At 36.2% G+C, this 10,834-nt stretch carries 9 protein-coding genes and 1 pseudogene; 9 read left to right on the forward strand and 1 reads right to left on the reverse strand.

Translation table 11 applies throughout. From position 1 onward, the window contains the following. A partial coding sequence (locus AB4589_RS15535; protein ID WP_372101053.1) for a tyrosine-type recombinase/integrase occupies positions 1 to 340 on the forward strand: 340 nt, incomplete at its 5' end. Further along, positions 337 to 1,641, forward strand: coding sequence for a site-specific integrase (locus tag AB4589_RS15540; RefSeq protein ID WP_265121955.1), 1,305 nt, complete (start codon positions 337 to 339; stop codon positions 1,639 to 1,641). The genes AB4589_RS15535 and AB4589_RS15540, both read left to right, overlap by 4 nt. A gap of 94 nt (positions 1,642 to 1,735) precedes the next feature. On the opposite strand, the gene AB4589_RS15545 is transcribed toward AB4589_RS15540, so the two are convergent. After that, positions 1,736 to 2,056, reverse strand: a complete 321-nt coding sequence (locus AB4589_RS15545; RefSeq protein WP_157939753.1) for a LysE family transporter — start codon at positions 2,054 to 2,056, stop codon at positions 1,736 to 1,738. Positions 2,057 to 2,541: 485 nt separating this feature from the next. On the opposite strand from AB4589_RS15545, the gene AB4589_RS15550 reads away from it, so the two are divergent. The 7 genes and pseudogenes from AB4589_RS15550 to AB4589_RS15580 form a co-directional block, all read left to right on the forward strand. Further along, a complete protein-coding gene (locus AB4589_RS15550; protein WP_017099403.1) occupies positions 2,542 to 3,495 on the forward strand; it encodes a hypothetical protein in 954 nt (317 codons plus the stop codon). 1 nt (position 3,496) lies between these two features. Then, on the forward strand, positions 3,497 to 4,039 hold the full coding sequence (locus AB4589_RS15555) for an iron-containing redox enzyme family protein (protein WP_372101055.1): 543 nt from the start codon (positions 3,497 to 3,499) through the stop codon (positions 4,037 to 4,039). 244 nt (positions 4,040 to 4,283) lie between these two features. Next, positions 4,284 to 5,378: a pyridoxal phosphate-dependent aminotransferase gene (locus AB4589_RS15560; protein WP_102579853.1), complete on the forward strand. Its 1,095-nt coding sequence runs from the start codon at positions 4,284 to 4,286 to the stop codon at positions 5,376 to 5,378. Continuing rightward, positions 5,368 to 6,420 (forward strand): SidA/IucD/PvdA family monooxygenase, encoded by a 1,053-nt coding sequence (locus AB4589_RS15565; protein WP_102579852.1) that lies wholly within the window; start codon positions 5,368 to 5,370, stop codon positions 6,418 to 6,420. The genes AB4589_RS15560 and AB4589_RS15565 overlap by 11 nt, the downstream gene beginning before the upstream one ends. 13 nt (positions 6,421 to 6,433) lie before the next feature. After that, entirely contained in the window at positions 6,434 to 7,318 is an 885-nt protein-coding gene (locus AB4589_RS15570) for a TauD/TfdA family dioxygenase (protein ID WP_017099399.1), read from the forward strand. Position 7,319: 1 nt separating this feature from the next. After that, on the forward strand, positions 7,320 to 8,588 hold the full coding sequence (locus tag AB4589_RS15575) for an acetyl-CoA carboxylase biotin carboxylase subunit family protein (RefSeq protein WP_372101058.1): 1,269 nt from the start codon (positions 7,320 to 7,322) through the stop codon (positions 8,586 to 8,588). Positions 8,589 to 8,745: 157 nt separating this feature from the next. Then, a pseudogene (locus tag AB4589_RS15580) lies at positions 8,746 to 9,240 on the forward strand (IS5 family transposase); the annotation flags it as partial. Between the last annotated feature and the right edge of the window lie 1,594 nt (positions 9,241 to 10,834).

The raw sequence follows: 10,834 nt of genomic DNA on the forward strand, positions 1-10,834 counted from the left end.
TTGCTCACAAGTTAGAGCTCATCTTGATGCATGGCAATCAGAGAGTCCTTACCTGTTTCCAGCCCCTTGTAACACTCAACCCATATCCACCAATCAGTTGGGTATATTCTGGCGACAGGCTCGCCAGTTGGCAGGATTGGAAGGCGTGCGCTTGCATGATTTACGTCACACCTACGCCAGTATTGCCATTCAGTCGAAGGTAAACTTGATCGTGCTGAGTCGTCTTTTGGGGCATGCTGAAGCAGAAACGACGTTAAAGTATGCGCATTTGGGACGTGAGGACGTGTGTCAGGCGGCCTCTCATGTGTCGGGAGTACTCGTTAAGGGGATGAGCTCATGAAGTCACTGTTATTCACTTCTAAAGTCATTCAATCACTGAATTCAAAAACTAGAACGTATACGGTGTGGGATACCCAAGTTCCAGCGTTAGGGGTTCGAGTTTATACCGATGGTCGCCGTTTCTATGTGACTCATTTATCCATTCCCAATCAGACGTTGGGGACAGTGGGGCAACTGACACTAAAAAAAATGAGACAACACGTACAAGCTTTACAGGCCTCTTTTTTAGACAAAGAGACGAAACCGATACGGTTGATCCGTTTCGATGCTTTGGTGAAAGAAGAATGGATGGAGAAGGTCTGCAAGGGATGGAAACTGAGTACGCAAGGGACAGCGTCGAGCGCCTTAAGAAGGCATTTGTTGCCTGAGTTTGGACGTTTTCCTGTCAGCCGTATTGATTCGTTTCATGTGCATCGTTGGTTTGATGAACTCAGCCAGAATTACGCAGGGGCTGCCAACCGTAATCTTGATGTGCTTCGTTCTATCTTCAAATATGCGGTGAAGCAAGGTTATTGCATGGAAAACCCTTGTGATGGTCTCAAGCAAAATCGTAAAAAAAAGCTCAATCGTTTTTTGAGTTTGGACGAGTTAGCGCGGTTGCATAACGCATTAACGGTGGTCAGCCAGCAAGGTGATATGGAAGCGTGCTGTTGTCAGGTGCTAGAGCTGGTGCTGTTAACGGGATGTCGAATTTCAGAGGTAACAGGACTGCAATGGTCTTTTGTTAAAGGCAGGGAGTGGCACTTGCCGGACAGCAAAACGGGTGCGAAGGTGGTGTATGTGGGCAAGGAAGCGCAACAGCTCCTTTCAGACATATCCAAGCAGGCATGGTCGCAATGTAGCGAGTCACCTGATGATGTGTTTGTACCTTTACGTAATTTTGTGAGTCGGTCGACTAAGGTTAGTATGGTATGGCAACAGGTGCGAGCCTTAGCCAATATCGAGGATGTTCGTATTCACGACTTGCGCCATACCTTTGCCAGTTATGCGGTGCTAGAGGGGTATCCTATCCCAATGGTGTCGAAACTGTTGGGTCACACGCGTATTTCATCCACGCTTCGTTATGCTCACGTGGATGATGCTCAAGTATCGCAATCTGCTGAGGCGATAGGGGAAGTTATTAGTGGAATATTATCAGGTCAGCTTGTGAGTAACCCTAAAACTCGAAAAGTAAGAGCATCCAAACCTAAGCTGACGAAATCTCCCCCTAAACGCAGAGGAAGACCTATCAAAGCAATACCGGAACTGACCGATGAGGAGGTTGAACGGTTTAGATATGAAGTGGATTTTTGGGAATGGTGATGGAAATATCTGTCGGAATAACATAAGTACATCAAAATTAAAGCATAGAGCAAGTTTTAAGCCAATCTGTTCTAATTTTACGTTGTAAGAGCAGTCAACGAGGTAAGGCCGTTGTTGTAAGTAAAACTCTATTGATTGCTAAAAACCGCCCACAGAAAACGTTGAAATCGCAAATATCATCGCTATATCTGATACATAAACTGATTGTAAATCGATAAATTCGGGAAATAAGCCCATATATCCATATTGCTCTCGGATTCAATAGGGTTATTAGCAAACCAACAGTTGAGGCAGGTACTCCGTTATCCGAAGTACGTGCCGAGGTATCGGTAATATAATAAGTCCAAGTGATATGAGCCAACCAAAACAGATAAGTAATCCCGACAAATTTTATCACTGTCGAAAACTCATCCATAATATTTGTCAAAGCTAGAAAACCGACAAAGCCAGAAAAATAAAAATGTAATCGGCAACTAAAAATCAGAGGAAAACTAACAGCCCTTAAAGCAACCTCCTGTAATAAATAAACTTAACCAACCCAAAATCGCCGAACATTAACTGTCTCATTAAGCAATTTGTTAGCAGCTGATTCTGGGATATTAGACCAGTCAACCCATACGTGAGCCTTGGGTTGAAAATATCGCCATTATACATGTTAGTTGGCTTGAGTTTGAATTTTACCGTCGAAGGTTCATCTGGTTCCTATGCTTGACTGTTCTATATAAACTAAGAAAGGTAGCTAACTCTTGCTTGGGTATAGTTATTTTAAATAATTTATCTATTAATAATTTAAGGTATTACCTCCTGTCTGAGAGTATGTTTACTGATCATGATGCATAGCTGGCTCCAACAATTAAGGTTAAATCCAGGCAATAAGTGGGTATAAAAGGAATTTCGATAATGGCCGAGAAAAAATATTTTAATGATTATTATCTAAAGCATAACCCTCTATTAACGCAAAGACTAGGATGGTTAGCTATTGGATTATATTGTTTAGCGACTGCTGTATCATCCGTTTGGGTTAACTATTCGTTCTCGACTTTTAATTCAGAGGCACTAATATTTTTTACTGTATTGGTTGCTCAGCTTTCATTCTTTACATTATTCTGTTTAAAACAAGGGAATTTTACTTTTTTTATTATCACTAACTTTAAATCGGTAGCGATTTTGAATGTATTAACGCTATTTTGTTGGTTGTTTATGTTCATGGCTCTTCAGAAAATCGAAGCCTCTGTAGAGTCAGCTATTTATCAAGGATGGATACCAATAATTGTAATTGTTGTGGAGTATCTAATACATAAGGGACTACCTAAGAAGAGTCTTATTATATCAGTGTTGTTCTTGGCTTTTTTCTTGGGATTACTTGGTTACACTAGAGTTTATTTTGACGGTGGTATAAATGACTCTTTGATACAAGGGGTTATATACGCGTCCATAGCAGGAGTAACAGCTGCTTTGTATATGGTGTACTCTGAGTTTATTTTTTATAAGAGAGGATTTACGGTTTTAAATATTTTAGCATCGAGGTTTATAATGTTACTCATTTATATTTTTTTCTCAAGCCATGATTCCATAAGGATTCTATATGAATCAGAATTTACGATATTGGTAAACATGGCTATATTATCTCTCACATTTATAGTGGTTCCAATATATTTATTACAGTATTCAATAGTGACGTTGGGGTCGGGTCGAGTTTCAATTATAACACCTTTAGTTCCAAGTGTTGCACTGGGTTTAGAATATTTTTATTTATCTTGGGATAATTATTTTGTGCCCATTTTAGTAATTCTTGTTTGCATTAGTGTTTTATTTGCAAATTATTACAAGTCGAAAAAAACGGTAAGGGAATAAAATGGAAGTTACGAAGAGTAAATGTGAAGTGATTGAAGTAATTAAAAGCATGATCGAGGAGTCTAATATAAACGAAAACCAATTTTACAAAACATTTAGAGAAAAAGAGTTACCATTAGAAAAAATAAAATCGATTTTTCAACAATATTACTTTTACATAAGAACTTTTCCTGAAATTTTATCAGGTTTAGCTCCGCGTGTAGATGACGAACTAATTAGATTGAAGATTAGTCGGACTGTTGTGTCCGAGTTGGGCGATGGGAGAGGTGCCCCACATTTTGCGATGTTTGAAGAGTCACTAAGTGCTATAGGAGTTACTTTGGATGATTACAAATCTGTAGATTATACGACTGAAACTCGACAATTAATTAATGATCTAAATAGATTATTCTTGGAAGAAAGTCCTAATAAAGCAATAGGTGCTCACTATGTCATCGAAGAATTTGGACTTCCGATGATTATAAATTTATATGAAGGATTTAGACTCTACGATGGTTGGAAACATGAAGATTTTAATTATTTTTATCTACATATATTAATTTAATCTAATCATGTTGACTGGATCCAAGATGCATTGGTTGAAGCTAGTAAAGGTGGAGATGGGGCTAGAGAAGAATTGATATCTGGGGCCAGTGAAGTTTTGCAATCACTAACAAACTTCTGGAATGGGCTTCATCGATTAACGAAATAATTTTAATTTAAAGCAGCAGTTTTAATTATTCTGCTGCAAATTTTTAATATTTTTAAAAAATTTGGTAGGCAATGGTTTGAATAATATTTATGGATATATGTCTAAGTTATCAAAAATGAAGTCATCAATTAATCTCTCTCAAGGGTTACCTATAAATATATATGATAGAGATTGGAGTGAATATATGTCATCTGGAGAGGGATGTAATTGGCAATACATGCCTGTACAAGGCGCTGTATTGCTTAATAGTAGAATAAAATCTATGTATGGGGATAATTATCACTCAATTATAACTTCTGGTTGTACAGAGTCACTTTTATGTAGTATGTATTGCTTAAAGACACTGGGATATGAATCAATTGTCGTACCAGAACCATTCTATTCCTACTATCCAATGATGTGTAAAATGGCAGGGATTAGATTTATTTCTAGTAGACTTTTAATAAATAATCATCAATTTGAAATAAATGTAAATGATGTTAGAAAAAAAATAAATAATAAAACAGCAATATTGATCAATACGCCACATAATCCTACAGGAATGGTTATTTCTAGCGAAGTGTGGCAGGAGCTAATAAGTATATGCACAGAAAAAAAGTCATTTTTATTGGTTGATGATGTATATAGAGAGTTCAACTATACTTCCAGTAAAATACCATATAATGAGCTATCTGAGATAATTGACCAAGTTTTAATTTCAGGCTCACTTTCTAAGTCCTTAGCAGCATCCGGTTTAAGGGTTGGTTGGTTAGTCGGTTCAAAAAAAAATATAAGAATTTCCAACTCCTACCACATGCATATGTCAAATTGTACTGCAGATATAATTCAGCGTGCGGCTGCTAGTATGATAGATAGGTATGGTGGTGAGGGAGCAAATAGATTCAGAAAATACTATAAAGAAAATCGTAATATCCTTTACTCAACACTTATTAATAAAGGTATGAAGGCCTATTATCCAAGAGGTGGTCACTTTGTAACTGTTGACTGTAATGATTTGACAACATCTAAATCCGCAAAAGAAATATGTATATCTATAACAAATCAATGTGGAGTGACACCGCTTCCCTTGGATGAATTTCATACAAGTAAAAGTAAAATTATTCGATTCTCTTTTTCCGTTAGGCGCCCAGATTTACTTACAGCGTGTGATAGGTTAAGTAGCTTAAATATAGGTAAAATCGATGAAAGATAAATATATAATTTTGGGCGGTGGCCCTTCTGCCGCTCTGATAACGAAAAGGTTAATTTCTGAGGGGAAACAAGTTTTAATTATTTCCGACAAGTTAGGTGGTTCCATGTCTTGTATGGGATATAAGCAACTGCAGTCATACAAGAACGAGCTTGATATTAAACATCATGAAAAATCTATAAACGATTATATTTTCGACAATTCTTTAACCCCAAATGCGGCTAATTATATAGACTATATAACAGATTGTATTAAAAATTATCCGATTGAAGTAGTTCTAGGATTTGTTTCATTTATAGAGGAAAGGAAAGATATTTATTCCTGCCACGTAATAATCAATGGGGAGATAGTAGAATTTGAAACTAAAAATTTGATAATTGCTACAGGTATAAAACCTAGGAATATACCAAATGTGATAGATTCTTATAATACAATAAATTGCTTTTCAGCATATCAATTTTTTGAATCTGATAAATGTCTAGAAAAACTTGGCTACGAAGTTTTTATAATTGGTAGCGGAAATTCAGCCTTCCAAATTGCTACTTCAGCCTATGAAAGGGGGTTTAAATCAACCGTATTGGCTCGCGAATATCTAGGAGTTTATCCACAAGAAAATCAGGATCGGTTCGCACTCAGAGCACCATCTCAAAAGACCATTGAATATATATGGAAATCTCAGAGTTCTTCTGAGTTGGTAGAGTCACGTTTTTTTATATATAGCAATTTTTCTCGCTCTAAAGATTGCATTTCAGCCCTGGTTGAAAGCAAAAAAAATAACAATCATATTGCAAGACGTTGTTACGATAATCTATCAGTTGAAGAGGATTACGGTAATAAAGTGATTTCTATAAATATCAAAAATTCTATAGTTGTTTCAGCGATTGGTACAATTGGTAATTTGCCAGATAATAATATTAAGGGGCTGTATTTAAACGATAAAGGTTTTGTTAGTAAAGTTAAATCTAAGTCTGGAAGTAAAAATATTTCCGTTATAGGAACTTTAGCCGGAGCTAGATCTATTAATACGATGGAGTGTTATAACTAAGGGGAAAGTGAAAATGTTGATTAATGAGTTAAAGGATGGTTTTGGTTGTAGACTGAGTGAACTCGACCTTTCAAAAGGAAAAGTTGATGATGATTTAATATTAAAGATAAAGAACATCCTTTTTAAATATAAAGTTATAATTATAGAAGACCAATTTTTTTCCGATGAAGAATATTTATCTTTTATGTCAAAATTTGGGAAGCCAATTACTCATATTCTATCTGAATTCGCTCTAGAGCATGTACCAGAAATAATAAAAATATCGAATTATGTTGATTCCGATGCTAGGGAGCACGGTGTCCTTTATGGTGGTGCTTACTGGCACAGTGACATGGCTTATCGTAGAGAGGTTGGTGTTGCGACTTCGTTATATGCAATAAATGCTCCTAAAAATGGACCGAAAACAATGTTTCTCGACTTAGAATCAGGACTTAAATCTATCGTTAATAATATTAATTTTCATAGGGAGTTATCAGAGCTTTATGGCCTTGATTTACAGTCAACTAAAGTGCTTCATAAATTTGGTAACAGAAGAAAAATTACAGATAAGGAGGAATATGAGCAAAAATTATCAAGCGAAAAATGTAAAGAGCATGAACATTGCCTGCATGACCTTGTAGTAAGACATCCAATTACTGGCACAGCCTCACTATTTGCTACTAGTGGAAGCTCATTTAAAATTGAAGGCAAAAGCGAACTAGAATCTATTTTTATTTTGAATTTATTGGAAGATTTTATTTTTGAAAATTCGAAATATTATGAACACTCTTACACTAAAGGTGAGATAATTATTTGGGATAATATTTCTACTATTCATTGCGGTAAAGGCATTTCACCTTGTGAATCAAAAGAGGGTAGCAGAATTTTACACAGGATTAATATTCATTATGGAGAGTAATATGATAAAAAATCTAGTTTTAATTTCTCAGACTTACATTGGTTTAGGTTCTGATATTATTTTAGGAATGCTATCCAGCAGAGTTAAAATTACTTTATTTATAAGCGAAAGTGAGGATGTTGATGAGAGAGTTCTTCCTTACCTAGATAAAATTCACAAAGTTTCGAGCTCACTGGATAGTAGCCTACGTCCGGTATTATCCCATGAAAATATAATAGAAATTTTGCTTGATGAGATCTCGGATATCAACCCTTCTAATAGTTTTTCTATATTTTGCCAGCAAGAAGATAATGTATTGACTGCTGCGTATGTTAGAGAGGCTCTAAATATCAAAGGAGATTTGCCAAGTGACATTTTGAAGTTCAGAGATAAGTTACTAATGAAGGAAATAGTTGGAAAATTGATGAGCAATAGTATTCCTAAACATACGTGTTTAGATGTTGGGCGAGCGAAAAGTAGTGAAAAAGAGTATTATGAAAATTTGACTAAAACGTTAGGCGAGATCTTGGTTATAAAACCTACAAGTGGGGCAGGTAGTGTAAATGTTAAAATTGTAAATAATTTATATGATTTTCAAAATTTTATCGAAATGATAGAGGATAATAAATATAATTTTTCCTATGAGGTTGATGAGTTTATAGAAGGTAAAATGTATCAGTGTGATTCAATAGTTGTGGACGGCAAAGTTTATTTTTCGGGTATCTTGGAATTAGGGTGCTCTAACTTTGACTTTGTCTTAGGAAAACCTTTATCAGTTTTCCCTGTCCTCGATAAGAAATTATGTGAGAGATTATCAATTTTCAATCAGAGTGTAATAGATGCTCTTGGTTTTCGTAATGGCTCCACTCACTTAGAAGTGTTTGTTTCAAACGACAATGGAAAAATTACGTTTCTAGAGATAGCAGCCCGTGTGCCCGGTGGAATTGGGGTCCCTTATCACAAAAAAAATAGTAATGTTAATATGGTCGATGCAACCCTCTTGTTGAGCTGCGGGTTAGATATTAAGCAGTACATTAAACCTAAATTTAGCAACAATGTTGTTTCAGCCTTACTGCCTGTTCAGAATGGTAAAGTGCTTGAATTACTGGAGCCCAGATTGCAAAGTCAATACGAACTGCAATGGCATATCTCAGTGGGTGACATTGTAGAATCAAACTCTCTTGTTGACACTGCAGGTGTTTTAACCTTTTTTAATGATGATTTGGTCCAGTTAAGAGCTGACTTTGAAAGCTTGCAAGCCTATTGCCCTGTTCGCGCTGTCGAAATTTAAATTGGTAATAGTTTTATGCATTATTGTTTATGCTTTATGGGGCTTTGTTTCCAAATTCAAATTTTGAGACAAGAGCCCTTACATGTCTAACTATTAGGCGAGCGTTATTGTTTCAGGCTTGCTTAATCCTTCCAGTTTGTTTAATGCTCTTTTATCACGTAGAGTCTGGCGAAAGCTGCATATGGCCGTGGATACAAGCACTCATGAGATCATTGCCGCCGAGCTAAGTTTATCGACGGTTACAGATGGAGAAGTACTCCCGAACTTACTGAAACAAACACGCCGAAGTATCCTTGAGGTGTCTGGTGATGGCGCTTACGACACGAGAGCGTGTCACGCTGCTATTAAGATTAAGCGAGCCGTTGCGCTTATTCCTCCAAGAGAAGGGGCTGCCTTCTGGGAACGGGGTCATCACCGAAATCTCGCAGTAGGTTGCTAGAAGTTATATGGCTCAAATAAGTATTGGAAAGAGCGGCATGGTTACCACAAACGCTCCCTCTCAGAAACAGCGATGTATCGAGTTAAACAGTTGCTTGGCGGTCGTTTAAGTTTAAGAAATTACAATGCACAAGTGGGTGAAATTTACGCGATCATAAAAGCGTTGAACAAGCTCACAGGGTTAGGTATGCCTGAAACTTGCCGTATTGACTAAGAAATACCCGAAACGGGGTGCCTTTATCTCTAAATTTAATTACGCAACAAAGCCAAATGATATAAATAGAATTTTGTGTATTTAACCATTGCAGATTTTTTGATTAGGTGTGGGTTGGTATTAATTGGGTTGATAATCACCTTACTGTCGAGGAGATGCTCATTAAACATAATAATAGTAAAATTACTCCCCTGAGTAAGAGGGTTTTGTTGTTTTAAAATAATCTAACAATAAGGTGTATCAGACGTTACCGAAGCTGATTTCTTAGTCTAAATCGGGAACAAAGTTTACCTGAACGTATTTTACCTGCAAGAGGGTAATTAGGTTAAGCCACAAGGAGGTTAGCAACAATGGTTTATCAATGGGCAGTGTTTCGTCATCAGCGTCCTATTTTTGGGGCGGTGTGTGAATTATTTGTTGTCATACTCGCTTTTTTTCAATAGCTTTACCTCTGATATATGAAGAAAGCTTATTGATGTTGGGAATATCTTCAGGACTTGCCATCATCTGCTTTATTCTATTTTTACTTTTTACTTTTTACTTTTTACTCAAAGTGATAAGCTCCGAAAGTCTATGTTTAACTAGATAAATGGTTAGACTCAAGGAAGATAAGTCTCTATTTAGGCCCAGTTAACTTTGAAAAAAATGTCTCCTAATTGAGTGTCTAGTCTGGCGGAACAGTTCAGTTTTAAGTTAAGTATCTGAACCATCTAGTAGTAAAGAAAAGTCATCGGAAAACGAAAGGTAAGATGCAGCAGTGCCTGGGATAGGAACTTGATGATGGAGCCAGTTCTACGCTTGCAGGAGTGGAACTATGAGCGATAACTAAATAGACAGCTCGACAATCCTGAAGGTTATCTGCTTGGGATTCATAGCCTACTAATTGCATCCAAAAATTAGTGCGCATGTAGTCAACCAAACTTTGCGACATAACCAGCAAGCAAGAGGAAGACGATCTATTAATGATGTTAGTGGTACTTATCATATATCCCAATGTCTTTTTTTAAATGGTCAGAAAAGTATCTCACATCGAGAGACGAATTTTTATTTTTCCTAATTTTAAAGGTATATCTTTTAAACTTAATCCGAAGATAGCGTAAATAGTATCTAAACCTTGATTTTTTTTGATGAATTGGTTTTGTTGGATTTTTATTTATCATAGCAAGTTACTCTTTATTTATAAGAAAAATCATGATTTCAACGACCAAATTTAATTGAATTGAAATATCTTTAAACCTAGAAGCTTGTCCTCCTTAGAAAAGTGATTTGTCACTACTTAGTTGACTTTATGACTTCTGAATATTCTATTGACTGAGCGACAGAGGCAATGGTTATTAGTTGTGAGGTCTATTCACTCTATTTATTATTAAAAATAACGAATGCAAAGGCTATGGGATAATAATTTATATTTAATTTATGTTGTGAGGGGTTTATGATGAAATTTGGAATTAGATACTGTTCAGGGTTTGTTGCGTAATATCAGTGGAACTAAATAGATAACCTACGATCTGATCAGCTACATTTACTCCCTATCGTAGCCTTATGCCTAAACCACGTTATAAAACAAATACAATCAATCACTCATTAACCGTGG

The organism is Vibrio sp. 10N.222.49.A3, assembly GCF_041475145.1.
GTDB classification, from domain to species: domain Bacteria; phylum Pseudomonadota; class Gammaproteobacteria; order Enterobacterales; family Vibrionaceae; genus Vibrio; species Vibrio tasmaniensis_A.